This window comes from Pseudomonas sp. GW821-FHT09E12 (genome assembly GCF_059416085.1).
Map to the genome: position 1 here is coordinate 376,855 of NZ_JBWKOM010000001.1, position 24,326 is coordinate 401,180.

General features: G+C 62.8%; 25 protein-coding genes. 5 read left to right on the forward strand and 20 right to left on the reverse strand.

What is annotated here, in order from left to right; translation table 11 throughout:
- Positions 1 to 3: 3 nt before the first annotated feature.
- The 9 genes from AC07PQ_RS01860 to AC07PQ_RS01900 form a co-directional block, all read right to left on the reverse strand.
- The gene (locus tag AC07PQ_RS01860) at positions 4 to 444 is read right to left on the reverse strand and encodes a c-type cytochrome (RefSeq protein WP_007929128.1); all 441 of its coding nucleotides are present in this window, start codon (positions 442 to 444) and stop codon (positions 4 to 6) included.
- Positions 445 to 547: 103 nt separating this feature from the next.
- On the reverse strand, positions 548 to 808 hold the full coding sequence (locus AC07PQ_RS01865) for a cytochrome C oxidase subunit IV family protein (RefSeq protein WP_493184624.1): 261 nt from the start codon (positions 806 to 808) through the stop codon (positions 548 to 550).
- Positions 809 to 818: 10 nt separating this feature from the next.
- Positions 819 to 1,418: a cytochrome c oxidase subunit 3 gene (locus tag AC07PQ_RS01870; protein WP_493184623.1), complete on the reverse strand. Its 600-nt coding sequence runs from the start codon at positions 1,416 to 1,418 to the stop codon at positions 819 to 821.
- Positions 1,402 to 2,193, reverse strand: a complete 792-nt coding sequence (locus AC07PQ_RS01875; RefSeq protein ID WP_053261570.1) for a CbbQ/NirQ/NorQ/GpvN family protein — start codon at positions 2,191 to 2,193, stop codon at positions 1,402 to 1,404. The genes AC07PQ_RS01870 and AC07PQ_RS01875 overlap by 17 nt, the downstream gene beginning before the upstream one ends.
- 142 nt (positions 2,194 to 2,335) lie before the next feature.
- On the reverse strand, positions 2,336 to 3,694 hold the full coding sequence (locus AC07PQ_RS01880; RefSeq protein WP_493184622.1) for an oxygen-independent coproporphyrinogen III oxidase: 1,359 nt from the start codon (positions 3,692 to 3,694) through the stop codon (positions 2,336 to 2,338).
- Positions 3,695 to 3,786: 92 nt separating this feature from the next.
- Positions 3,787 to 4,230: a CopD family copper resistance protein gene (locus AC07PQ_RS01885; protein WP_493184621.1), complete on the reverse strand. Its 444-nt coding sequence runs from the start codon at positions 4,228 to 4,230 to the stop codon at positions 3,787 to 3,789.
- A 4-nt stretch (positions 4,231 to 4,234) separates the two neighbouring features.
- Positions 4,235 to 4,480: a MoaD/ThiS family protein gene (locus AC07PQ_RS01890; protein ID WP_007929122.1), complete on the reverse strand. Its 246-nt coding sequence runs from the start codon at positions 4,478 to 4,480 to the stop codon at positions 4,235 to 4,237.
- A complete protein-coding gene (gene moaC, locus AC07PQ_RS01895; RefSeq protein WP_007929119.1) occupies positions 4,477 to 4,962 on the reverse strand; it encodes a cyclic pyranopterin monophosphate synthase MoaC in 486 nt (161 codons plus the stop codon). Before moaC ends, AC07PQ_RS01890 begins: the two co-directional genes overlap by 4 nt.
- Before the next feature lie 209 nt (positions 4,963 to 5,171).
- Positions 5,172 to 6,524 (reverse strand): hypothetical protein, encoded by a 1,353-nt coding sequence (locus AC07PQ_RS01900; RefSeq protein WP_493184620.1) that lies wholly within the window; start codon positions 6,522 to 6,524, stop codon positions 5,172 to 5,174.
- Positions 6,525 to 6,580: 56 nt separating this feature from the next.
- Between AC07PQ_RS01900 and AC07PQ_RS01905 the strand changes: the two genes are divergently transcribed.
- A complete protein-coding gene (locus tag AC07PQ_RS01905) occupies positions 6,581 to 8,233 on the forward strand; it encodes a hypothetical protein (RefSeq protein ID WP_493184619.1) in 1,653 nt (550 codons plus the stop codon).
- Positions 8,234 to 8,700: 467 nt separating this feature from the next.
- Here AC07PQ_RS01905 and AC07PQ_RS01910 read toward each other — a convergent pair whose 3' ends face one another.
- From AC07PQ_RS01910 to lptA, 8 genes are all read right to left on the reverse strand, one after another.
- Entirely contained in the window at positions 8,701 to 9,366 is a 666-nt protein-coding gene (locus tag AC07PQ_RS01910; protein WP_493184618.1) for a DUF4225 domain-containing protein, read from the reverse strand.
- 35 nt (positions 9,367 to 9,401) lie between these two features.
- Positions 9,402 to 9,896, reverse strand: coding sequence for an Hcp family type VI secretion system effector (locus AC07PQ_RS01915; protein ID WP_007929110.1), 495 nt, complete (start codon positions 9,894 to 9,896; stop codon positions 9,402 to 9,404).
- A gap of 209 nt (positions 9,897 to 10,105) precedes the next feature.
- Positions 10,106 to 12,586 carry a TonB-dependent siderophore receptor gene (locus AC07PQ_RS01920; RefSeq protein WP_493184617.1) on the reverse strand — a complete coding sequence of 827 codons (2,481 nt, stop codon included), beginning with the start codon at positions 12,584 to 12,586 and terminating at the stop codon, positions 10,106 to 10,108.
- 103 nt (positions 12,587 to 12,689) lie between these two features.
- On the reverse strand, positions 12,690 to 13,649 hold the full coding sequence (locus AC07PQ_RS01925; RefSeq protein ID WP_493184616.1) for a FecR domain-containing protein: 960 nt from the start codon (positions 13,647 to 13,649) through the stop codon (positions 12,690 to 12,692).
- The gene (locus tag AC07PQ_RS01930; RefSeq protein ID WP_493184615.1) at positions 13,646 to 14,167 is read right to left on the reverse strand and encodes a sigma-70 family RNA polymerase sigma factor; all 522 of its coding nucleotides are present in this window, start codon (positions 14,165 to 14,167) and stop codon (positions 13,646 to 13,648) included. Before AC07PQ_RS01930 ends, AC07PQ_RS01925 begins: the two co-directional genes overlap by 4 nt.
- A gap of 187 nt (positions 14,168 to 14,354) precedes the next feature.
- A complete protein-coding gene (locus tag AC07PQ_RS01935) occupies positions 14,355 to 15,680 on the reverse strand; it encodes an LLM class flavin-dependent oxidoreductase (protein WP_493184614.1) in 1,326 nt (441 codons plus the stop codon).
- A 222-nt stretch (positions 15,681 to 15,902) separates the two neighbouring features.
- Complete coding sequence (locus AC07PQ_RS01940; protein ID WP_493184613.1) at positions 15,903 to 16,922, reverse strand: fimbrial protein; 1,020 nt, start codon at positions 16,920 to 16,922, stop codon at positions 15,903 to 15,905.
- 429 nt (positions 16,923 to 17,351) lie between these two features.
- Positions 17,352 to 17,903, reverse strand: a complete 552-nt coding sequence (gene lptA, locus AC07PQ_RS01945; RefSeq protein WP_101338284.1) for a lipopolysaccharide transport periplasmic protein LptA — start codon at positions 17,901 to 17,903, stop codon at positions 17,352 to 17,354.
- A 426-nt stretch (positions 17,904 to 18,329) separates the two neighbouring features.
- Here lptA and AC07PQ_RS01950 point away from each other — a divergent pair, with 426 nt between their 5' ends.
- Both AC07PQ_RS01950 and AC07PQ_RS01955 read left to right on the forward strand, forming a co-directional pair.
- Positions 18,330 to 19,313 carry a TerC family protein gene (locus AC07PQ_RS01950; RefSeq protein WP_493184612.1) on the forward strand — a complete coding sequence of 328 codons (984 nt, stop codon included), beginning with the start codon at positions 18,330 to 18,332 and terminating at the stop codon, positions 19,311 to 19,313.
- A 103-nt stretch (positions 19,314 to 19,416) separates the two neighbouring features.
- On the forward strand, positions 19,417 to 20,088 hold the full coding sequence (locus tag AC07PQ_RS01955; RefSeq protein WP_493184611.1) for a class I SAM-dependent methyltransferase: 672 nt from the start codon (positions 19,417 to 19,419) through the stop codon (positions 20,086 to 20,088).
- 84 nt (positions 20,089 to 20,172) lie between these two features.
- Here AC07PQ_RS01955 and AC07PQ_RS01960 read toward each other — a convergent pair whose 3' ends face one another.
- Together AC07PQ_RS01960 and AC07PQ_RS01965 are read right to left on the reverse strand one after the other, a co-directional pair.
- Positions 20,173 to 20,673: a GNAT family N-acetyltransferase gene (locus AC07PQ_RS01960; RefSeq protein WP_007923425.1), complete on the reverse strand. Its 501-nt coding sequence runs from the start codon at positions 20,671 to 20,673 to the stop codon at positions 20,173 to 20,175.
- A 272-nt stretch (positions 20,674 to 20,945) separates the two neighbouring features.
- Positions 20,946 to 21,461 (reverse strand): DUF2938 domain-containing protein, encoded by a 516-nt coding sequence (locus AC07PQ_RS01965; RefSeq protein WP_101338288.1) that lies wholly within the window; start codon positions 21,459 to 21,461, stop codon positions 20,946 to 20,948.
- 79 nt (positions 21,462 to 21,540) lie between these two features.
- Here AC07PQ_RS01965 and AC07PQ_RS01970 point away from each other — a divergent pair, with 79 nt between their 5' ends.
- Positions 21,541 to 21,984 carry a helix-turn-helix domain-containing protein gene (locus tag AC07PQ_RS01970; RefSeq protein ID WP_101339446.1) on the forward strand — a complete coding sequence of 148 codons (444 nt, stop codon included), beginning with the start codon at positions 21,541 to 21,543 and terminating at the stop codon, positions 21,982 to 21,984.
- A 51-nt stretch (positions 21,985 to 22,035) separates the two neighbouring features.
- Here the strand turns inward: AC07PQ_RS01970 and AC07PQ_RS01975 are convergent, their stop codons facing one another.
- Complete coding sequence (locus AC07PQ_RS01975) at positions 22,036 to 22,959, reverse strand: AraC family transcriptional regulator (RefSeq protein WP_493184610.1); 924 nt, start codon at positions 22,957 to 22,959, stop codon at positions 22,036 to 22,038.
- A 167-nt stretch (positions 22,960 to 23,126) separates the two neighbouring features.
- On the opposite strand from AC07PQ_RS01975, the gene AC07PQ_RS01980 reads away from it, so the two are divergent.
- Complete coding sequence (locus AC07PQ_RS01980) at positions 23,127 to 24,176, forward strand: NAD(P)-dependent alcohol dehydrogenase (RefSeq protein WP_493184609.1); 1,050 nt, start codon at positions 23,127 to 23,129, stop codon at positions 24,174 to 24,176.
- Positions 24,177 to 24,326: the final 150 nt, after the last annotated feature.

Genomic DNA, 24,326 nt, shown 5'->3' on the forward strand with positions numbered 1-24,326 from the left:
CGTTCAGCCCTCCTTGTTTGGCGGCCAGCCATTGGTATTGATCTTCGAACTCCACTTGAGGAATTCGGCGATGTCGTCGACCTCCTGCGGGCTCAGGTTGAATTGCGGCATGGCCCGGCGTCCGGGTACGCCCAGGGGTTGCATCTTCATCCAGGCTTGCAGGAAGGGCTTGAAGCCCTCCTCGCCGCCGCGACGCTGGAACACGTTGCCCAGCTCCGGCGCGAAGTAGGCGCCCTCGCCCAGCAGCGTGTGGCAGCCGATGCAGTTGTTCTGTTCCCAGACCGTCTTGCCGCGCACCACCGCCGCGCTCAACAGCGCGTCGTTGCTGCGTACGGGAAAGGTCTGCTCCGTGTGATAGGTCAAGGCCAGGAAGATCAGGAAGAAGAACACGCTTCCCCCGAAATAGATGTTCCTGGCCATGCCTTTGGTGAAGTTCTGCGACATGCTCGCTTCCTCTTGGCTTGGCCCGGCCATGATAGGAAGCGCGGGGCGTAAACCTGCTTGATGGCAATCAAGAAACGCCGATGGTTTTACTCGGGTATTGCCTTTACAGACTGAGGATCAGCCCCAGCAGCAAGGCCAACGCCAGCGGCCAGCCGAGCAGCAGCCAGCGCCACAGGCGCGGCCCGTGGCGCAGCTCCATGAAGCCGTCGGCGATCAGCCAGGCCTTGGCCACCGCCAGCAGCAGGATCAGCAGCGCCAACCCGCGCGGCGCGCCCGGCCCCAGCCAACTGCCCAGCCACACCGTGCCGACGCTGAGACCGACCAGGGCGACCCAACAGCTCAACAGGAACCTGCCAGCGGACATGCGCACCTCGTCAATCCAGAACGTAGACCAGCGGAAACAGCAGCACCCAGACCAGATCGACCATGTGCCAGTAGAGCACCCCGGATTCGAAACCCGAGCAGTTGTCGGCGCCATAGCGGCCTCTCAGGCAACGCTGCGCCAGCCAGGCGAAAATCAGCATGCCCGGCAGCACATGGAGGAAATGAAAACCGCTGAGGATCCAGTACAGGGTAAAGAAGGTGTTGTGCTCCAGCCCCAAGCCCAGGCCCAGCAGGTGCCGGAACTCGCCGAGCTTGAGCAGCAGGTAGACCGTGGCCACCAGCAAGGCCGCCAGCAGCAGCGCCGCGCCCTGGCGTGGCCGCGCCCGACGCACCCGTTCCTGGGCCAGCGCCGCCAGCAGCCCGGCGCTGAGCAGGCTCAGGGTCATGGCCAGGCCGCTGGAGCTGTCGAGCAGTTGGCGGCTTTCGGCGAACAGCTGTGGCTTGAGCCGCTGGGTCACCGCGAACGCGAGGATCAGGATGGCGAACACCGACAGCTCGGCGAGGATGAACAACCACATCGCCAGGTCCCCCGGCAGGTGGCGCCGCGAGGCCTCGGTGGCTGCCGCGGCGGAGTCAGCCGAAGTGCACATCGACCACGTCCATCAGCGCCGCCACCGTCACCGGGTCGTCGCTCAGGGGTTCGGCCAGGCACGCCAGGCAGGCTTCGCGCGGCGGCATGCCGGCGCCGATCATGCGCGCGGTGAAAATCAACAGCCGGGTGGACGCCACCTCCTCCAGGTCATGCTGCTCCAGGCGGCGCAGGGCCTGCCCCAGCCCGACGATCTGCCGCGCCAGCGCAGCATCCACTTGCGCCTCGCGCTGGACGATGCGTTCCTCCTCGGCCGGCGGCGGATAGTCGAAGCGCATCGCCACGAAGCGCTGGCGGGTGCTGGGTTTCATGCCCTTGAGCAGGTTCTGGTAGCCGGGGTTATAGGACACCACCAGCATGAAGGACGACGGCGCCCGCAACACTTCGCCGGTGCGTTCAAGGAACAGCTCGCGGCGGTCATCGGCCAGGGGGTGCAGGACCACCACCGTGTCCTGGCGCGCCTCGACCACTTCGTCGAGGTAACAGATGCCGCCCTCGCGCACCGCCCGGGTCAGCGGCCCGTCCTGCCACCAGGTGCCCTGGGCGCCGATCAGATGGCGGCCGATCAGGTCGGCGGCGCTGAGGTCGTCGTGGCAGGCCACGGTGTGCAGCGGCAGGTTCAGGCGGTGTGCCATGTGCTGGACAAACCGGGTCTTGCCGCAGCCCGTGGGGCCTTTGATCAGCACCGGCATGCCGTGCCGCCAGGCCTGTTCGAACAGCGCCTGTTCATTGTTCAAGGGTTGATAGAAGGGTTCGCAAGCCGTTCCGAGATCCATGGGCTACCTGATTCACAGCGGGGTTCGGGGACCACGCTAAGGCGCCACGCAAGGGAGCGGCAAGCGAACCGGCGGGCAAACTTGATCGCCGTCAAGCGTGCCGCGCCGGGCTGCGCTCAGGCCTCGAAATCAGCGCCTGCAATCAACGCTCGCAATCGGGCTCGACGCACTCGCAACCAGAGGCTTGCCCCTGGCTGTCCAGGTCCTCCTGGAACAGCTGGCAGATGCTGTCCACCTCCAGCCGGCCGGCGGGCAAGATGCTGATAAAGCGCTCCGAAAGCTCCACCAGGCCGTTCCAGCTCAGCTGTTGCAGGCGCAGCCAGGCGGACGCGAAGTACTGGCGGAAGATCAGCCCGTAGCGGCTTTCGATGGCCAGGATATCCAGCTCCAGGTCACACGCCAGGCGCTCCATGACCAGCTGCCGGACCTGGTCGCCGGCCTCGCAGCGCCAGCCGCGACGGGTCGCCAGCTGGCCCAGGTCCAGCTGTTGCAGATAGTCGTCGAGCCGCTCGCTGTTCTGCGTATACAGCTCGTCGAACTGGCTGATGGCGCCCAGGCCGAAGCCCACATGGTCGCAGTAGCCGTGGCAGGTAAACCCCTGGCAGTTGCGGCGCAGCCGGCCGCGCTCCTGGGCCATCATCAGGTCGTCGTCGGGGCGCACGAACTGGCCCAGGCCGATGTACTGGTAACCCGCCGCCAGCAGGCGCTCGAAGCAGATGCGCCGCATCGTCTCCTTGGCCTCCTGGCTGCAGGCGGCCGCGGGGCACTCCTGGCTCTGGCGCCGGTAGCGCAACGGTGGCTGGGCATAGTCGAACACCTGCAGGCGATCGGGCTCCAGCTCGATCAGGGTGCCCAGCTTCAAGGCGAAGCTCGCAGGGGTCTGCCAGGCATGGCCATACCCCAGGTCGACATTCACCGAGCGATAGCCAAAGGTCCGCGCCGCATCGATCAGCGAATGGATGAGCGCCGGGTTCTGGTAGCAGGCCACCGACAACTGGCTGTCGCTGCCGATATCCGGCACCCCGATATTGACCTGATTGAACCCCTGGTCACGCAGCAGGCCCATGGTCGCCCAGTCGGTGTGGTGCAGGTCGACGTCGATGCTGTAGTCGCCGCAATCGTGTTCGAGGAAGTGAAAGCGCTGGCGCAGGTGCTGCATCAAGCGTTGCAGCTGCGCCGCCTCCGGGGTGCCGCCACCCAGGTGGAACTGCTCGATACGCTGCTCCGGCGCGAGGTGGCAGCCCACCAGGTCGATCTCGCGTTCCAGCCGCCGCAGGTAGCTTGCGCCAGCGTCCACCGGCGTGCCCGCCAGGCGCGGCGGGAACTGCACGTTCAAGGACAGCGGCCGGCGCTTCTGCCGGCTGTTGCGCAATGCCCGCAGCAGGTCCAGGGAGCCGATGCCGCCGTGAAAGCGGCGGGTGTCGACATGGCAGTTGGGGTCGAGCACGCCTTGATCGCGTCGAACGACCGGCTCGCTGCGGTGCGGGAGTAGATCGGGCATGACTGGGCTCCATGGCTGGCGGTGGAGGGCCAGTGTCCGGCGTTAACGCCCGGGGCTCCTTGACTTGCATCAAGCGTGGGGTCGGCGCCGACCTACCAGTTCAGGTAGAACATGCCCTTGGCCAGCAGCACGATCAGCAGCATATGGCCGAACAGGCTGTGATGGATAAAGCGCGAATAGCGGGCATTCATGCGCCCGCTCCGGAACAGCAGCATGGCCACCAGGAAATGCCCGAGCACGCTGGCGGCCAGCAGGATCTTGAGCAGCAGCAAGGTGCCGAACGACGACGCCAAGGGCGCTGCCAGCACCGGCAGGTAACGCGCCCAGACCATGCCCAGCCCGGCACCGAACAGCACCAGCAGCACCCAGGGCATCAGCTGGCGGGCACGCCGGGCGATGCCCTGTTCGAGCAGCACCATAAGCTTGGCCGGCAGTTGCTGGCGGATGTGTTCCAGGAACAGCACCTCGAAGAACACCGTGCCGATGAAGACCAGCGCGGCGAACAGGTGCAAGGTGAGCAGCAGCGGATAGATCATCGCTTCAGCCTCCGGTCACCGTCGGGAAAAACGCCACCTCGTCGCCGTCGTCCAGCGCCTCGTCGAGCCCGCACAGGTCCTGGTTGCGGGCACACATCAGGCTCGGTTCGTCCAGCACCCGCCAGATACCGCAGCGGCTCGCCAGGTGCCGGCGCAGGTGCTCGAGGCAGGCGAAATCGCCTTCGACCACCTCGCTCGCGCAGCCCAGGGTTTCCCGGTAGCGGGAGAAATACTGCACCTGCAGCCTCATGCCGACGGCGCCTGGTAATCGCCACTCTTGCCCCCGGACTTGCGCAACAGCCGGATCGATTCGATATGCATGCCGCGGTCCACCGCCTTGCACATGTCGTACAGCGTCAGGGCGGCGACGCTGGCGGCGGTCAGCGCCTCCATCTCGACCCCGGTCTGCCCGGCCAGCTTGCAGCGCGAAACGATGCGCACGCGATGCTCATCCTCGAGGCTCAACTCGACCACCACGCTGCTCAGCAGCAACGGATGACAGAGCGGGATCAGCTCGCTGGTGCGCTTGGCCGCCTGGATGCCGGCGATGCGCGCTACCGCGAACACATCGCCCTTGGGATGCCCACCGCCGACGATCAGCCGCGCGGTCTCGGCGCGCATATGCACCCAGGCCTCGGCCACCGCCTCGCGAAAGCTCACAGGTTTATCGGTGACATCGACCATGCGCGCACGGCCGAGGGAATCGAGGTGGGTCAGTACCGCGTCGTTCATGGACAAGAAGCCTTGTGGTTTCGACTAAGGATGCGATGGGCTAGGACCAGACGGAATCGCCCCGGCCTCGCACGTTGCCGCGAGACTACCGCCCCACCCCGCTGGCGCGGTTGACGTCAATCAAGAAAGCCACAAGTCCCCGAGAGGGTCGTCATCACCCCATTCACTGTATAAGGCCTAAAGAGCGACCGCACCCATGATCCGCCGCTTCAATCGCGATAACCCGCAAGCCGCAGGTAGCGTTCGCCTTCCGATTGCAGCTGCGCATCGCTCGCCGCCAACTGGGCCTGAGCTTCGGCCAGGTTTTTCCGGCAACCATTCCAGCGGCAATCCGGCAGCTGTTTGCTCAGTGAATTGGACGACACATTCGCGGCGCTCGCCTCCAATCGCTCGCCATTGCTCCAATCCATCCGCCACTCGGTGTCGGGCAAGTGCTCGGCACCGTTGCCGTAATGCAATTGCCCGCGGTAGCGCATCAGCTTGCCTGCAAAGAACAGCCAGGTTTCGCGCTTGACCGCTACCTGCCCCTCGATCGCCCGCTCGGCGCCCGCTTCGGCCAGCAGCTCCACCTGCGCGAGGGGACCGCTTTGGGTCAGATGCAACCACACGCCCTTGGGCGCGTTGTAGTGCTTCAAGCCGTACCAGCGCGGTGTGCTATCCGGCATCACGACGGTGCTGATGCGTTCCTTGGCACTATACGAATAGAGTCGCCTGGGAAACTGATTGAGCTTGACGGCAGCCGGCACGCGGCCGGTCCTGGCCCAGTCCGGCGATGCCTCAAGCCGCTCCTGCAGGTCCAGGCTCAAGTGCCCCGGCCATGCCAGCTGTCGCACGCTGCCGTCCGGCGCCTTCAGGTTGGCACGCAGGGTCGTCACCGCCATAGGATCGCCAGGGTGGCTATCTCCCCCTGGCGTTCTGACGGCGAGATCCACCATCTGATAATCGGGTACATCCTGCTTCGGGAAGACCAGCGCAATACTCAGGGGTTGCTTGCGTCGCTTGGAGAACCCCCGCCGTGCCTCCCACGACAAATCGCGGGCCCAGCTTGTAAACAAGGGCTCGCGCCACAGCGCCTCCGCCGGTGCGCGCAATTCGGCATGGCTGAAGCTGTAATGCTCGGCAGGTGTTTCGGGCAACTCGAAGCGCAGCTTCAGCGGCTGCCCCGCACTGCCCTGCAACACCTGTGCGCGAACCGTCACTTGGCGCCGCACCGGCAAGCGTTCCATCTCGAAACGAGGCGCCGGGACACAGACGGTACCGACCATGCAGGTGAACAGCTGCAAGCTGGGCCGCGTCTTCTGCGTCTTGCCCTTGCTACCGATAGAGGGGAAGTAATAGGCAACGAGCTCAGCCCCCGTCCATACTTGCGGCCACAATCGCGCCTGGGTCGACTCATCGAGGTAGGCAATGGAGCTGTCGGCCAGTTCGACCTCCAATGACAGCGACGCCGCCTGCAGGGGTACAACAGATGAGGCCACCAGCAATGCAGCGGTCGCGATGGCGCGCCGCAGGGTCGTTCTGCTAGCCGGATTGGCGAAAAACAGGATTGTTTGAATGAGCATTCTCCCTCCATGGAAATGAAACGACACATCGATACAGCACCCCTCAGGGAGCAGCAATGACCAGCATCATGGACCCCACCTTGCGCGGAACCGGCAGGATCAGCGGCGCGTTCTTCAACCCGGCGGGGGATATCGCCGCGGTGGTCTCGGAGTTTGCATTGCTGGTCAATCCGCCCGCGCGCGCGGCCTATGGCGGCACCGGCTTGCGTTATCGGCTCGGCCTGTACCGACGTGGCGAGCCGGTGCCGTTCGCCATCTTCGACGAACTGTGCCTGCCGATCAACGATGTGGGTTTCCACCCCACCCTGCCCCGCATCGTGATCGGCGCCGGCCGCTATGACGGCGGCTACCTGTTCGAAGGCGAGCTGGCGGTGTGGAACTGGCAGACCGGCCAGAGCCGTCGCCCTTTTGCCGATATCCCCGAAGTGGCGCGCTGCCGCTACGACGCCAGCGGCGAGCGGATCGAAGCCTGGGTGCGGCCATGGAACGAAGAATGGGACGGGCTGGACGACAGCGACTGGTCGGTGATCCTCGACACCCTGTTCCTGGTTCAGGCCGATGACAGCGAAGCGACCTGGGCGACCAGGACGCCGCCAGTGCTGGAACTGGACCCGGCCGCGACCGTCGCTGCCTCGGGCCTTGCCGCGGATGACCAACGCCCACCAGCCATGCGCCTGGCCCATTGGCTGGGTCTGCCCGAGCTGGAATGCCGGGGCGCGATCCGCGATATCGCCTGGCTCGGCCCGGACCGCCTGGGAGTCACCCACGACGGCTGCCTGCTGGATATCTACGGCACGGACGGCAGCCGGCTCGCCCACCATGGCGGTTCGGGCTACGGCGCCGAGATCCTGCGCGGGGCCGGCGTGCATGTGCACGGGGTGCAGGTGCAGGACGGGCCCGAGGCCTATCGCCGCGATTCCCGCTTGTATGCCCTGACAGACAACGGCCTGGTCCTGGTACAGGAATACGACGATGAATACACCTTTTCGGCAGCCAGCGACGGCCGCCTGCTGGGGCGGCGCAACCGATTGAGAAGCCCCGGTTCGAAGGCCGTCGATCTGCTGCTGGACCCCGCTCGCGACAACGTGCAGCCCGTCGATATCGGCCACTACGACTGCTTCAACCATTACATCGGCATCAGCGGCGCGCCCCATCTGTTCGCACTGCAGGGCACGCCGGCCAGTTCCCACGAACACAAGTACCTGTGCATCGTCCAACCCGACGGCACGCTGCAAAGGCTCTGGCCGCTGCTCAAGCAGGACGGCACCCGGGCCAGCCACGCCATGGAATGCCGCGGCGCTTATGTGGCGGATACCCTGGGCGCGAGCGTGGTCATCGCCGGCCAGCACTACAACCCTTCGGTCGGCGATACGTACCAGGGCTTCATCTACCGCCGGCACCTGGAGCGCGGCCAGGAACTGTGGCGGCATCCCACGCCGGCCTCGCCCAGCGCGATCGTCCACCTGCCCGAAGCCGGCCTGGTGGCGGCGGCTTTCCTGGACGGAACGCTCATGCTGATCGATGCCCGCAGCGGGCAGCTACGGCTGAACGCCAAGGCGCGGATCGACGGCTTGCCGACCCTCATCCACGCCATGGACGCCCACGCCGGGCAACTGGCGCTGGGCACCGTGGATGGCCGGATTGCCGTGAAGTCGGTCGCTGATCTGCTAGGCGCCAATGACATCCGGGGATGGGTAGAGATCGGCTGAGTCACGCCTCTCTCCAGGCCTGCACGCCCAGGTAAAAACCGATTCTCTGGGCGCGGCAGGCCGAGGTTGTCAGATCAGGACAGTGCTTCTTCACAGTACCGAAAGAGCTCGCCCAAGGTGAATTGCGGCCACTGCGTAATCCAGAAATCATTTATTCGCATGCGCTTACTTTTGTGAAAACCACACCTTGACTTTTCGTTTAACCGGGAGCGCAAACAGATGAATAAATATGCAAGAAAAAGCAATCCACCCAATAAATGGATGCTCTGAAATTATCTCGGGCCGATGCCCCAAGAACAGAAAGTCATCATTCTGAAGAATGTCCATGTAAGGCACGACAAAAAGACCATTGAGCACCAAACAGAAATAAAACCTGGCGTAATTCAAATCGCAGCTAGAGAGGCGCACCTTCAGAAAGTAGGCAACACTAATGCCGCAAGCGGCCAAAACAGGAAAAACCCACAAAATCATTTCCCGGACTCTCGGTACACCTGCTTTCCTGTCTGGAAGTCGGTATATATTTCAAAACCCATCGCGCCCGCCCCCATGTTTTTATAGGATCGTACATAGTCTGCTCTGACGTATCTAAACAAGCGCCAGGCATCTGGTTTTAATACAAATCGACCAAGAGCATATGTAGACAGCCCTAAGTCGGCCGAACCATAGACCATATTTCCTTCGCGGGCCCCGTAACCGACTGCCTTGGCTGCAGCTTGATACCCCTTCCTGACTGGGCCTTCTGTATCAATGCGGTCCTCTAAAAGATTACGCCCGTTTTCATAAACGTTATTTGCTCCATGGGCCATCATCGGCACACCCGCCACAAGACACAGCGTCCCGGCCGAGCCGTAGCAGATCCCTGCGCCTGTTACAATTTGCATTGCCCCAGCGATGGTACCTGCACCTTTCTTGGCTATTTCCCAGGACTGACTCAGCAAACTGCTCTGTTCGTTTTTTATATCCGCCAGACCCTGTTCAGGACTTTTTTTGCCTTGTGCTACATCACTAACAATGCTGCTTGCGTAATAAGAAACCTCACGATTGAACTGCAAACGCAAAGTGCCATTTTTAATGTGTCGCGCACCTAGCGTGCAGGCTTGATTCGCCAGGTTTCCTGCGGCCTTGCTTACCATCCAATAATCACAACTGCCTGGCGTGCAACTCTCCCTTAAAGGTCCCACTCGTTACTCCCCCACGAGCTATGTCCGCTGGTTCCTGCTACGTGATGCGTCCAAGTAATATCGCGATAGCGAATCGCAAGATGTTCTTGAGGCTCAGCGTCGTTCTGCAAAATAATGTGAGGCATCTCAACGGTCAGGTCGGCAATAATTCCACCGCTAATTTCTACCGTGTAAAATTTTTCCTGATAACCAAATGAAGAAATTCGGTAAAAACTAATTGAACAGGCTATTTCCTCTCTGCTTGAGAGCGCTTGAGCAAGTAAGGGAGATGACTTGTCAATATTTTTTGTGACGGTAATTGGTCTGTGTGTTGGCTTATTGATATTGCCAATATTGACCATGTTGTGGCTGTAAGACAGCACCATGATTTCGTCGGTATGCGCCGCCTGGCATTTGTTGCCGATGGAGTCCTGGGTTGAGCAGCCCGCAGAAATCAGTCCTTGGGCCTTGCCGGTTATGGTCATGTAACCGTGATTAGCCATACGTGCCCCTCCTTTTAGTCAGCTGGCCATCCTATTGAAAGAAGTTACAGGCGTGTTGTAGGGAATTTCCGAAAATTGTGCAGTCCCCAGCAACCGGTCGCCGATCTGCTGGCAGCTGGCAATACCCAGGGATGGGTGGAAATCGGCTGAGTCGGCCGCAGACAAAAACGCCACTCCCGGGAGTGGCGTTTTTTTATTGCCTGAGCGACTTAGAACTGCGCTTTGAGGGTCATGGTGAAGTTGCGTGGATCGCCGTAGTAGTTGCCGAAGCTTTCGATGCCGATGGTGGAGTAGTAGCGCTTGTCGAACAGGTTGTTGCCGTTGAGCGCCAGCGACCAGGTGTCGTCGATGCGGTAGCCGATACGGCCGTTCCACACCGCGTAGCCGGCCTGGGTGATTTTTTCGTTGGTGACCTGCGAGACCCGGAAGTTGTCACTTTGCGCGTTGACCCCGGCGCCGATGCTGAAGCGCTCGAACGCGCCATCGAGGGCATAGTCGCCCCACAGGCGCAGCATATGGCGCGGCACATAGCTGTTGAACGCGGCGCCATTGAGCCCGCTGTCGATGTCGTCCAGGGTCTTGGTCTGGGTATAGGTGTAGCCGGCCAGCAGTTGCAGGCGCTCGATGACCTCGCCGCTGATTTCGGCTTCGAAGCCCTGGGCGCGGACCTTGCCGGAGTTCAGGTAGCAGTAGCCGTCCGATGACGCACAGCTGGAGTTGTAGTCAGTCTGCGCCTGGTCCTTCTGCACGGTCTGGAACAGGTTGAAGGCGCTGTTCAGGCGCCCGTCGAACCATTCGCCCTTGATCCCCAGCTCGTAACTTTCCCCCACCAGCGGCTTAAGCGCCGAGCCGCTTTCCGAGCGGAGGTTGCCCTGGGGCGTGAAGATCTCCGCGTAGCTGGCATAGGCGGTCAGGTTATCGTTGAGGTCCAGCAACAGGCCGGCAAAGGGCGTGACCTGCCCGGTCTCGGTGCTTCTGGCGTGCTCCGAAGTGCCCGAGTTGAGGAACACCGAATCGCTTTTCGAGCGGTACCAGCTGACCCGGCCGCCGACGACGAAGGTCAGGGGCTCCGCCAGATTGAGCCGCAGGGTCGAGTACAGGCCACGCTGTTCGGTGACGGTCTTCACCGGGCCACCGCGGGTCGAGTTCTCGATGAAGTAACTGTCGTCCGGTTTCGGGATATGCCGGTCCGGATTGAACACGTTCTGCTGCTGCGGCAGGAAGGCCACCGAGAAGAAATCGTCCTTGTCCGCGCGACTGCCGTTGACCCCCACCACCAGCTCATGCTGCAGGCCGAACGCGTTGAACTTGCCATCCAGGTAGGCATCGAGGCCGTAATCGACCTGGTCGTAGTCGTACAGGCTGCCGAGCATGCCGGTGGTGTCGACGCCGGGGGTCACCGCGCCGGAAGCGAAGGCGTATTTGATGTCCTGGGTGTTCTTGGTGTAGACGCCGGCGACCTTCAGCGCCCAGTCGTCGTTGAGCTGGTGCTTGAGGTCGCCGAACACCGTGGTGCGCTTGCTGCGCCAGGTGTTCCAGGACGGGTCGAGGCAGGTCGAGCGACTGAGTTTCAGGTCGCTGCCGTCCTTGTAGCGCGGCAGGCCGCCCCAGCACGGGTTGGCGTCGACGTCTTCATAGGCGATGCCCAGGCCGAGGGTGGTGTCGGGGCTCAGGTCGAAGTCGAGCGCGCCGTAATACACCTGGTCCTTGCGACTGGCGTCGTCGATGAAGTAACGCCGGCTCTGCTCGGCCACCACCGCGCGGCCACGCAGGGTGCCGGACTGGTTGAGCGGGCCGCCGGTGTCGACCTGGCCACGGTAGTTGTCCCAGCTGCCGCCGGACAAGGTGACTTCGGTCTGCGGCGTGCTCTGGCCGCGCTTGCGCACGAAGTTCACCCCGCCGGCGGTGCCGCCCGCACCTTTCATCATCCCGGCGGCGCCACGGAGGATTTCCACCCGGTCGTAATAGGCCATGTCGCCGCTGAAGCTGTCGGCCTGGACATACTGGTTGCCCATGTCCAGCGGCACGCCGTCGTACTGATACTGGCCCGACATGCGAAAGCCGCGGGAGTAGAAATACTTGCCGCCCATGGTCGAGTCGTAGACGGTGATGCCCGGAGTCTTTTCCATGACCTGGTCGATGCTGTGCAGGTTCTGGTCGTCGAGCATCTTGCGGGTCATCACCGTCACCGATTGCGGGGTCTCGCGCAGCGAGTGCTGGCCCTTGCCGATGGTCACCGCCCCGGTGGTGTAGGAGCCGCTGCCCTCGGTGGTTGCCCCCAGCAATTGGCCGTCGATGTTGGTGGCGCCCAGTTCCAGCGCCGAGCCGAGCACCGGCACCGCGCGCAGCACATAGCTGCCGTTGGCCTGGGGCTCGGCGCGCAGGCCGCTGCCGCGCAGAATCCGCGCAAAACCTTCGTCGACCCCGAACTGGCCCTTGAGCCCGGGCGATTGCCGACCCTGGGTTTGCTGCGCATCAAAGGAAATCGCCGCCCCGGCGGCGCTGGAAAAACGGGTCAGCACATCCACCAGGCTGCCGGCGCCGATGTCGTAGGCGCGGACCTGGCTCTGCTGCGCCGCGGCCCCTGTGGCCGGGTCGGCATTCGCCGAACAGGCGCTGCCCATGGTGGTTGCCAGCAAAGCGACTTTCACTGCGTTCGCCAGACGACCTGGCGCGTTCACCCGAGACATGCTCCCTCCCCCAAAACAGTCAATAACAACTCACTGAGGGATGAGCCGAACGGTGCGCTCGAAAAGTGCAGGCGCCGCAGAATTTTTTATCCAAGGCGCCTATTCAGCGCGAATCGGCCCGGGCGACCTGGACCCAGAAACGGCTGTAGCGGGTCACGCGCAAGGCAAACCCACTCTCCAGCGCCGCCAGGGCGAGGTCGGTATCGTCGATGGGAAAGACCCCGGAGACTTTCAGGTCGCCGATGGCCGGGTCCCAACGCAGCACCCCGGGGCGATAGCGCGACAGGTCGTTGAGCAGCGCCGCCAACGGCCGGTCGATGGCGATGATGCTGCCCTGCTGCCAGGCGCCCACCGAGACATCGTTGCCCCGTGGCGTGCCCAGGCTGCGCTCGTCGAACGCCAGCCGCTTGCCGGCCTCGACCCGCATCGCCGGACTGCCGCCCGGCACACTAACCTCCACCGCCTTTTCCAGCACCGCCACCTCGCCGCCCCCGGGCTGGCTGCGCACGATAAAACGCGTGCCCAGCGCCAGCACCTCGGCGTGGCGGGTGACCACCTTGAAGGGCCGCTGCAATGGATCAGGCGCGGTGCTCACCAGGATCTCGCCCCACAGCAGCTCCAGCACCCGCTGGCGCCCATCGAAGCGCAGGTTGACCGAGGTGTCGGTGTTGAGCAGCAGGCTGCTGCCGTCCGCCAGGCGCAATTCGCGGCGCTCGCCCACCCGAGTGCGGTAGTCGCACATCAGGTTCTGCGCGGCCTGGCTGCGCCAGCCCAGCCAGCCCAGGGAACCGGCGCAGGTCAGCAGCAAGGCGCTGCGCAGCACCTGGCGGCGGGAACTATTGCCGGCCTGGCTCAAGGTCGGCGCCGCCAGGGCGCCCGGCACGCTGGCCATCTGCTCGGCCACCGCGGCCATTCTCTGCCAGGCCTGGCGATTCAGTGGATCGGCCGCCAGCCAGCTGTCCCAGGCGGCCCGGTCGGCGTCGGTTGCGGTGCCGGAATGCAGGCGGGCATACCAGCGCGCGGCGACGCCGATGGCTTTCATTTCTTCGGCGGGCAGGCTCATGGGAGTTGCAACTGGATCTGCATCAGACAGCAATGCTCCATGGCCTTGGCCATGTGGTTGTTCACCGTGCGCACGCTGACGCCCAGCTGCTCGGCGATTTGCGGGTAGGTCAGGCCACTGAACTGCGACAGGATAAAGGTCTGCTTGACCCGCGGCCCCAACCCTTGCAGCAGACGGTCGATCTCCATCAGCGCCTGGAACAGGATCGCCTGTTCCTCCGGCGACGGCTGCAGGGCCTCGGGCATGGCGGCCAGCACGTCGAGGTAGGCCTGCTCCAGCGAACGCCGACGAAACAGGTCGATCAGCAGGCCCTTGGCAATCATCGACAGGTACGAGCGCGGCTCACAGATGTCCAGCGCGGAGCGGGCCTTGATCACCCGGACGAAGGTGTCCTGGGCCAGGTCCGCGGCATCGAAGGCGTTGCCCAGGCGCTTGCGCAGCCAGCCCTGGAGCCAACCGTGATGGTCACAATACAGATCGTTGACAGCACTGCGTAAGGACAAGTCGTTGGCGGGCATGACGATGGAATAATTCGCGACTGATAATGACTCGCATTGTCATGTACACCATCGCGGCTTGCAACAAATACCTGTGGCCGCGGCTCCAGGCGCGTTGGAGCGACAACCCTCCCCTTCGACCTTGGGGCTGGCTGTCCTTGATCGCGACGCGGAACCGCCCTGACGGCTAACCCGTGCAATCGCTCGCCTAGGCAAAAAACCGGTTCGCCGGACGTGGCAGCCCAAGGTTTTCGCGCAAGGTGGCGCCCTCGTATTCGTGACGGAAAATCCCCCGCCCCTGCAATTCGGGAACGACCTTGGCGACGAAGTCGTCGAGGCCGCCCGGCAGCCAGGAAAACATGATGTTGAAACCGTCGCTGCCGCGCGTCTCCAGCCATTGCTGCATGTCGTCGGCGATGCTCCGGGCGGTGCCGACAAACGACAGGCCGGCGTATCCACCAAGGCGCTGGGCCAGTTGGCGGACCGTCAGCGGTTCGCGATCGGCCAGGGCCAATACGCGCTCGCGGGCGCTCTGGCTGGCATTGGTCTCGGGAATCGGCGGCAGGAAAGCGTCCGGATCGAATTGCGTTGCGTCCGTGCCCAGGGCGATGGACAGCGAGGCAATCGCGCTCTCGTAGTGCACCAGGCTGTCGAGGTGCGCGCGGATCCGCCGCGCCTCCTCGAGGGTGTCGCCGACCACCACAAAGGCCCCGGGCAGGATCTTCAGGTGTTCGGGGTCGCGGCCGACGGCGAGCATGCGCCGCTTGATATCGGCATAGAACGCCCGGCCCTCCTCCAGCGTGCCGGGGGCGACAAAAATCACCTCCGCCGTTTCCGCGGCCAGCTGGCGCCCGGGCTCCGACGCGCCGGCCTGCACAATCACCGGCCAGCCCTGCACCGGGCGCGCGATGTGCAGCGGTCCGCGCACGCTCAGGTGGCGGCCGGCATGGTCGAGGCGGTGCAGCTTGTCCGGGTCGAAATACACCCCGCTGTCGGCATCGCGCACGAAAGCATCGTCCGCCCAGCTGTCCCAGAGCCCGGTGACCACCTCATAGAACTCCCGCGCCCGGGCATAACGCTGGTCGTGGGCAAAGGCCTGCTCCAGGCCGAAGTTCAGCGCGGCGTCGGGGTTGGCGGTGGTGACGATGTTCCAGCCGGCGCGACCGTTGCTCAAATGATCGAGGGAGGCAAAGCGCCGGGCGATATGAAACGGCTCGTCATAGGTGGTCGAGGCCGTCGCCACCAGGCCGATGCGTTCGGTCGCCTGGCTGAGGGCGGACAACAGGGTGAAGGGTTCGAACGAGGTGGCGGTATGGCTGCGCTTCAAGGCGTCAATGGGCATGTTGAGCAAGGCCAGGTGATCGGCCATGAAAAACGCATCGAAGCGCGCCCGCTCCAGGGTCTGGGCGAAACGCTTGAGGTGGGCGAAGTTGAAGTTGGCGTCGCGATAGGCGCCCGGGTAGCGCCAGGCGCCGGTGTGGATGCTGACCGGACGCATGAAGGCGCCCAGCTTGAGTTGGCGTTGCGCAGGCATGGCAAGCTCCTTGTGACGGCTCCTGGGTCAAGCGGCCCCGCAGCATCGACCGGGCGAACTTGGCCTGTCCAATAATCAAAGGTGCTGGCTTATGCCGTTATAGCGCAGCGCGCTGTCCGGCCCTGGACAGCCCCGCCGCCGCGGACGCCTGGAGGGCGGCAAGCATTCGCGGCGGGTTGAGGATGGCTCGGCACGCAGGAACCGCAATCGGCAGCCCAGCCTTCAAAGGTAGCTGAGGACGAAGGTCAGCGTGCCGTCGGCCTTGCCACTGGAAACCTGATTGGCAACCTGGATGTACCGGGCCGCCAGCTTCAACGAATTGATCCCGCCGCTGGCCAGCCCCATCATCTGCGGCTGCCCCAGGAGCATTGGCGTGTGGTTTGCCGTGGAAGCATTGAGTACCTGGATGCCGACCCCTGTCGCCGACTGCGCCGAAGAGGCCAACCTGATGGTCCCCGGGTAGCCACCGACCTGATAGGTATTATCCAGGGTCAGGTTGACCCTGGCTCCCGCATCGCAGCGCAGGTTGATGGAGAAGTTCTTTTCCTGCGTCATGCTGCCCGGGCCGCGAAAGCTGTTCGCATCCACCCTGCCCATCTTCACCAGGATGCTGTTCTCCATCACGAAGCAGGACGACACCGCCACATTGACCAGGGGAAAAGTGAAGGTGTTGAGCTTCTTGTCATACAGGCCACCCAGGACAGAGTCAGGGCTGCTCATCACGGAGAAGTCTGGAAATCGAAAACTCCCCCCCGCCACATCCCCCAGCTTGATCAACTCGAAGGTGTGTTGGAGCGAGTAATATTTGTCCCCTCCCAGATAGGGAAAGGCGACGCCAGTCATGGGACTGGTGCTGTTGAGATCGGTACTGCTGAACGCATAGTTTCCCAGGGGCGACGACAGGTTCCACCTCAATCCGATCCCACTGTTGCTCGTCCTGAATGCCCCACGACTGACCCCAACCGCCGCATTGGAAGACGACTTGAAGTATTGGGCATAGCTCCCGGTTGGAAAGAAGCGGTTATTACATCGAATAGGGGTCTTGACCTCCACGGACGCCAGTACGCCGCCAACCGGGACGTCCCGTTGCACAACCAGCGAGCTGGAAAAAGGAACACTGATAACAGCGGAACCTAAAGGAAGGCAGACATCGGAAAGGGCGGCGACCGAGTACGGGGAGAACATGCTGCCGGCCGCCGTAAGCCCTACAGTCCAGGCACTGAGCCCACGAATGCGGAACAAGAAATACTCCTCAGGAATTGAACGACTTGTGCGGCAACGCTACATAGAAGCTTCGACAGTCGATATAAGATATTTCCTAAAAATCAGCTTCATTCTCCATGATCAATTAGTGAATCTTGCACATGGAAATAATGAAGTCTCCGCGCGACCGCCGGGGTCAGCAATCTGCCCGGAACTGCTGAGGCTATCGCCGAAGACTATAAAGCTGGAACAGGGAGAGGAAGTTGCGATCGCTTGAGCGCGGACCCAGGACCAAGACTGCTGGCAAACGATAGGAACAACGCCTTTTTGATCATGGGCAAGTCCATTTCTTTGTTGTTTTAGAGAACGAAACGACAGCACCGAAACTTTCGCGTTTCCAACTATGGTTATGAGCCACATCGCCTGAAGGGGGCAGTCCCTCGATGCGGCGGATCTTGTCAGTGCCCATTACTGGGCCCTTTGCATCTCATTTTTCTTTTTCGGCTGGATGACCATGTCGGTCCGAGGGCGCGACTCGGTGATCTTGCTACCGGTGGCGCGACCAACACTGGCAATCTGCTTGACGGTGTCATAGACAATTTTCTCACCCAAGGTGGTATTGCCTGCGCTGATTACTTTGGCTCTGTCGATCAGAATGATGCGATTCTGCTGGGTCAGATATTGAATGGTCACGGCATATGCCTGGACCGGTTCAGGGTCTGTAGCTTTTTGCAATTGTTCGAAATAGGCCAGGTTGCCCACGGAGGTAACGACATCGACCTCGTTGTGGCTGCCCTTTTTCATGGTGACAGTCACAGTGTCGCCGGTGATCTTCATCGAACCCTGGGTAATGATGACGTTGCCGGTATAAGTAGCAAAACCTTGCCTGTTATCAATTTGACTGCGGTCGGCCTGAACTCGAATGAGTTGCTCACTGTCGTTCGGCAGCCCCCAGGCGTTCATGCTTCCCAGTGCCATGCCCAAGCCAAGCAAAACAGGAAAAGATTTAACGAACTTCATGCCATCCACTCAATCACCCCTTGAAAGCGCCACTGATTCGAGCTGCCACAATGCACGATCTTGGTCTTGCAAAAAACGTGGGAATGGAGATTCAGATTGTTCTGAAGAACGCTGGACAGCAACAGCTAGCAACCGACGCCTGCTTCTATACCGAATGGGCCGAAAGCGACTTGAACAAGGCGGCGGGCGCTCACTGAGGCAAAGGCCCACCGAGCTGGGCCCGATTTTCCCCTGCCCCCCTCCGGTCACCACAACGTCGGGCTGGAGTGACCTTTTTTTGCTGACCGAATGAACCTCGCGGGAGAACCTTCAGCGACACTTCGTAAATAACGAACCATGGGTGAGGAATAATCGATTTTTCTTCACCGCGATCTCCCCACTAGCATGAACCGTGGCTTCAGCACACGCCCGGACCGGGAGAACGGCATGCAGTCCCTGCACATCGGCGAACCCTGGATGTGGTTCGCCTTCATCATCTTCGTTCTGGCCATGCTGGCCCTGGACCTGTTTGTCCTCGGCGGGCGCAAGGCCCATCGCGTATCGGTACGCGAAGCGTCGTGCTGGGTGATTGCCTGGTCCACGCTGGCGCTGGCCTTCGCGGGATTGCTCTGGTGGTATCTGCAGGGCGAGTTCGGGCCTGAGATCGCCCAACGCAAGACCCTGGAATTCCTTACCGGCTATCTGATCGAGCAGTCGCTGTCGATCGACAACATGTTCATCTTCGTGATGATCTTCGGCTACTTTGCCGTGCCCCCGGAGTTGCAGCGCCGGGTGTTGCTGTACGGTGTGCTCGGGGCGATCGCGATGCGCGGGGCGATGATTTTCGCCGGCGTGTGGCTGGTGTCGCAGTTCGCGTGGCTGCTGTATGCGTTCGGTGTGTTCCTGATCATCACCGGGATCAAGATGCTGCTGTTCGCCCATCGGCAGCCCGACCTCGCCAGGAACCCCCTGTTGCGCTGGATACAGGACCATCTGCGGATCACCAGCGGCTTTCATGACGAGCGTTTTTTCGTCAAGCAGGACGGTCGGCGCTGGGCCACGCCGATGTTCCTGGTGCTGGTGCTGATCGAGGCCAGCGACCTGATGTTCGCGGTCGACAGCATCCCGGCGATCTTCGCCATCACCACCGACCCGTTCATTGTGTTCACCTCGAACATCTTCGCGATCATGGGCCTGCGTGCCCTGTACTTCCTGCTGGCCGACATGGCCGAGCGCTTCCACCTGCTCAAGTACGGCCTGGCGATCGTGCTGGTGTTCATCGGCAGCAAGATGACGCTGATGCCCTGGCTGCACATGCCGGTGGAATGGTCGCTGGCCACTGTCGGCGGGATCATTCTGGCTTCGGTGCTGCTGAGCCTGATCACCAGTCGCAACAAGTCGCCTGACGAGGACCGGATGCACATCCTCTAGAAAGCGCCTGAGCGGCGAACGACGTATTGGACCCGGGCGCCCCGCCTGCTAACGTCAGCGCTAGCGACTCCGTAGCCCCCCACCACTGACGCTGGACACCGACATGCCCACTGCCGAATCCACCCTGCTGCACAGCTGGCAGCACAACGCCCAGGCCTGGATCGACGCCATTCGCGGCGGCGCCATTCAAAGCCGCGTCGAGGTCACCGACCAGGCGATCCTGCTGGCGGTGCTGGGCCGTCAGCCCGAGCGCGTGCTCGACCTGGGGTGCGGCGAAGGCTGGCTGTTGCGCGCCCTGGCGCAACGGGGCATCGAGGCGGTCGGGGTGGATGGCGATGCGGCCCTGGTGGAGGCGGCGCGGGCGGCGGGCTCGGCAACGGTGCATGTGGCCAGCTATGCAGCACTGGCGGAAGCGCAAGTAGACATCGGCCGCGACTACGAGCTGATCTGCGCCAACTTCGCCCTGCTGCACCAGGACATCATCCCGCTGCTGGCCGCCATGCACGCCCTGCTCGCCCCGGGCGGCGCGCTGGCGATCCAGACCCTGCATCCCTGGAGTGCCGCGGCCGGCGACTACCAGGATGGCTGGCGCGAAGAGACCTTCGCCGGCTTCAAGGGTCAGTGGCAACCCATGCCCTGGTACTTCCGCACCCTGTCCAGCTGGCTCAACGCCCTGGACATGGCCGGCTTCCAGCTCGCCAGCCTGCAGGAACCGCAACACCCACAAAGCCCGGTGCCACAGTCATTGCTGTTGGTGGCCGAGCGGCGCGGGTAAGCGCTATCCGGCTGACTGACACGACGTAGCGGTTACAGGCCAGCAGTCAGAGTCGCGAGTGCGGTAAAGGGCCACAACCCTTATCTAGATCGGGAGAACGAACCGGCGCTCGGCTCCCGCCTTGCTGTCTTCTGCGGGCTGCTCCGGCAAGAACCCGCAGCGTTCCACGACCTTGGTCGAGCCGAGATTTTCCGGGTAGACATAAGCCACCAGCTGCGTCAGTTGCCAGCGCGTCCGCGCTTGCTCGATCAGTTGCCGCAGCGCCTGTGTCGCAAGCCCCTGGCCGCAGGCGCTCTGGGCAATCCGATAGCCGACTTCGGCGGAGCGCTGCGCGGTATCGATGTTTTTCAGGTTGGCGCGACCGATGATGTTTGCGCTGCAGTCCTCGATCACCAAGGGGTGCCAGGTGCCGGCCGCGAAAGCGGCCAGATAGCCCTCGATATGCTCGGCGACGCCCTGCAACGAATAAAAGGCCGGGGCACGCGCCTCGATATGGGATTCGAACCACTCACGGTTCAGGGTTTCGAAGGCCAGCAGCGCTTGCGTATCGGTACGGCTTAGCTCGCGCATTTTGAATGGCGGCATACACACCTCTGCTTTTCTCGGGCCGGAAGCGAACTGTATCGGTATGTCGGTGTTTAGGCGGTGGCCGTTGAGCGACAGAACTGTCGTCCATGATCCTATGCCAAATGCCACAGTCAGCCAACTGAACGCACGGCGCGTCGGCATCAAGAAGAGCCTTCATGATCGGCAGGCCGCTACCCATGCCGTCGGTGGCGACAGGCAGAAACCGGCCAGCAATATGCACTCAGGACTTACGCTCTTACCCTGAGCCCCGCCGCTGCCCCAAAAGGCACTCAACTTAGGCATAACGATGCCGGAAAGAGCAGCATCAACAGCCATCCCGCCACAAAAAGCCCCAGCCCGAACGTCAGATGCGCAGTGACGCTTCTGCGCCTTGCCACGTTCGGTGCCGCTGTTTTCGAAGCGGCAACGCCGAAACCGAACGCGGGCTGCAGGATGAAGAAAGGCGCAATCACACTGACCAACCCCATCACCAGCGCAGGCGCCAGCGTGGGGTTGCAGATCCAGACAAGCCCTTTCGCACCGATCAGCATCATCGCGAAGACAATACCCGTGACGTAATGGAACACCCACCCCATCAGGCGTTCATTCCTGACAGGAGCCGCCGTCATGATCGGGGAATGACGAAACCGCCCCTGGAACATGTGGCCCAGCCAACGACCGACCAGGCCATAGTCAAGCGACGCCAGGCCAAACACTCGTGCTTGAATAAAAGCCGATACGTCCATGATCAGCGTGGCCCCCATTCCAACAAACAGAATGCGCAGTGCTGTCTCGGCTGTTCCCATGGTATTGCTCCTTGCCTTGAACCTGTTTTGGCGGTTTGATCCGAGCAGTCTGCAGGTTCAAGTCGACTTGAGGTCAAGCATGAAAGAGCTGGATATTGGTGAAGTGGCACGGCGTTCCGGCCTACCGGCTTCAACGCTGCGCTACTACGAAGAGAAAGGTCTTATCAGTTCGATAGGTCGTCGTGGCCTGAGTCGCGTGTTTCGTGCCGATGTACTCCAGCGATTGTCCTTGATCGCGCTCGGGCAGTCGGCAGAGTTTTCACTGGACGATCTCGTCGCCATGCTGGACGCGGAGGGTCAGCCTGAGATTGATCGCCAGCGGCTTAACGACAAGGCTGACGAACTGGACCGTACCATCGAGCGACTCAGCGCCATACGCGACGAGCTTCGTCGAGTCGCGTCCTGCCCCGCTGCTCGTCACATTGAATGCTCAAAGTTTCAGAAAATGCTCAATGCCGTCAGGACGGGGGATATCCAGAGAAAAACCAGAAAAGGCGACCTGCGCAGACGAAAAAAGCCTTAGTCACGGTCGCGCACCTTTTTCAATTCAAGCGCCCCTTAAACCCTAATACTCTTACTCCCCCCTCCTACCTCCCCCCCGCAACTGCGCAATATCCCGCCTGGGCGCTGCGCCGAACAGGCGGCTGTATTCGCGGCTGAACTGCGAGGGGCTTTCGTAGCCGACCTTGAAGGCGGCGCTGGAGACGTCCAGGTGTTCGTTCATCATCAGGCGCCTGGCTTCGGTCAGGCGTAGCCATTTCTGGTATTGCAACGGGCTCATGGCGGTGAGTTGGCGGAAGTGGTGGTGAAAGGTCGGCGTGCTCATCTGCACCCGGGCGGCGAGTTCGTCGACCCGCAGTTGCGCGGTGTAATTCAGTTTCAGCCAGTCGATGGCCCTGGCGATGCGGTGGCCCTGGCCGTCGACGGAGGCAATCTGCCGCAGCCGCGCCGACTGGTCGCTCAGCAGCAAGCGGTAGTGGATCTCGCGCTGGATCAGCGGCGCCAGCACCGGGATGGCTTCGGGCTCGTCCAGCAACTCCAGCAGGCGCACGAACGAGGCCAACATGGCCGGGGTCGCGGTGCCGATGCCCACGCCCTTGCCTGTGCCTCGATCGCGAGGTTGCAGCAGCCCACCCTGGGCGGCCAGCTCCGCCAGCATGCGCGGGTCGAGCTTGAAGCCCAGCCCGAGGCAGGGTTGCTCCAGGCTGGCCGTCGTCACCTGCGAATTGGCCGGCAGGTCCAGTGAGGTCACGAGGAAGCGCGAAGGGTCGTACGGGTAGGCTTCGCCGCCGACCCACAGCTGTTTCGCTCCCTGGGCGACGAGAACGATGCTCGGCTCTGCCATGCACACGGCGGGCGGCGAAGGGATCTCGCGGCGAAACAAACCCAGACCGGGGATTGCTGTCGGGCAGTCCCCCGAGTGTTTGATCCAGGCGCCAATGAGACGCGTGAGGGTTTCCTGGGGCGCCTGGGCGCGGGTGTCGTGTGGGCGTGTCATGTCGGTATGGACCCTCCTTGCCAGACGTTAACCCGGCCCCGGTGCCGCTCCTACCGAAAAAACCAAAGTCCAGAGAATCAGGCAAGAATTCCAGCGAAATGCACTACTGGCCGCCTGCACCTGCCCGGGAAAATGGCCATCCAACGTAACGCAGGATGGAGTGTGCAATGTTAGTCAACGCCTATGGCGCCCATGCGGGCGACCAACTTCTGGAACCACTGCAGATCACCCGCCGCGCCCCCGGCGCCCATGACGTGCAGATCGACATCGCCTTCTGCGGCATCTGCCACTCGGACCTGCACCAGGTGCGCGCCGAGTGGCAAGGCACGCAGTTTCCCTGCGTGCCCGGCCACGAGATCGTCGGCCGGGTCGCGGCGGTCGGCGCCCATGTGCACGGCTTCCGCCCGGGCGACCTGGTGGGCATCGGCTGCATCGTCGACAGCTGCAAGCACTGCGCCGACTGCGAGGACGGCCTGGAGAACTACTGCGACGGCCTGATCGGCACCTACAACTTCCCGACGCCGGACGCCCCGGGCTGGACCCTGGGCGGCTACTCGCAACAGATCGTGGTCCACGAACGCTACGTGCTGCGCATCCGCCACCCCGAGGAGCAATTGGCCGCCGTTGCGCCGCTGCTGTGCGCGGGCATCACCACCTATTCGCCGCTGCGCCACTGGAAGGTCGGCCCTGGCAAGAAAGTCGGCGTGGTCGGCATCGGTGGCCTGGGCCACATGGGCATCAAGCTGGCCCATGCCCTGGGCGCGCACGTGGTGGCATTCACCACCTCTGACTCCAAGCGCGAGGCCGCTCGCCAGCTGGGCGCCGACGAAGTGGTGGTGTCGCGCAATGCCGAGGAAATGGCCGCCCACGCCAAGAGCTTCGACCTGATCCTCAACACCGTGGCCGCGCCCCACGATCTCGACGCCTTCCTGGTGCTGCTCAAGCGCGACGGCGGCATGACCCTGGTGGGCGCCCCGGCGACTCCGCATGCCTCGCCCAATGTGTTCAACCTGATCATGAAACGCCGGACCCTCGCCGGCTCGATGATCGGCGGCATTGCCGAGACCCAGGAGATGCTCGATTTCTGTGCCGAGCACGGCATCGTCGCCGACATCGAGCTGGTGCGCGCGGACCAGATCAATGAATCCTACGAACGCATGCTCAAGGGCGACGTCAAGTACCGCTTCGTCATCGACAACGCCACCCTGTCGGGCTGAGCGCGGCAAGCGCCTGATCCCGCTCATGCAGAACAACCTCTGGTAGTCCGTTGGGTGCCCGGCTTGGGCACCCTTCGCTTCGCGGCACCGAATCCGGTGTCGCGTTTTCCTTCTGCCGCGACCGGAGCCGCTCCAGCACCGGGCCGGCCC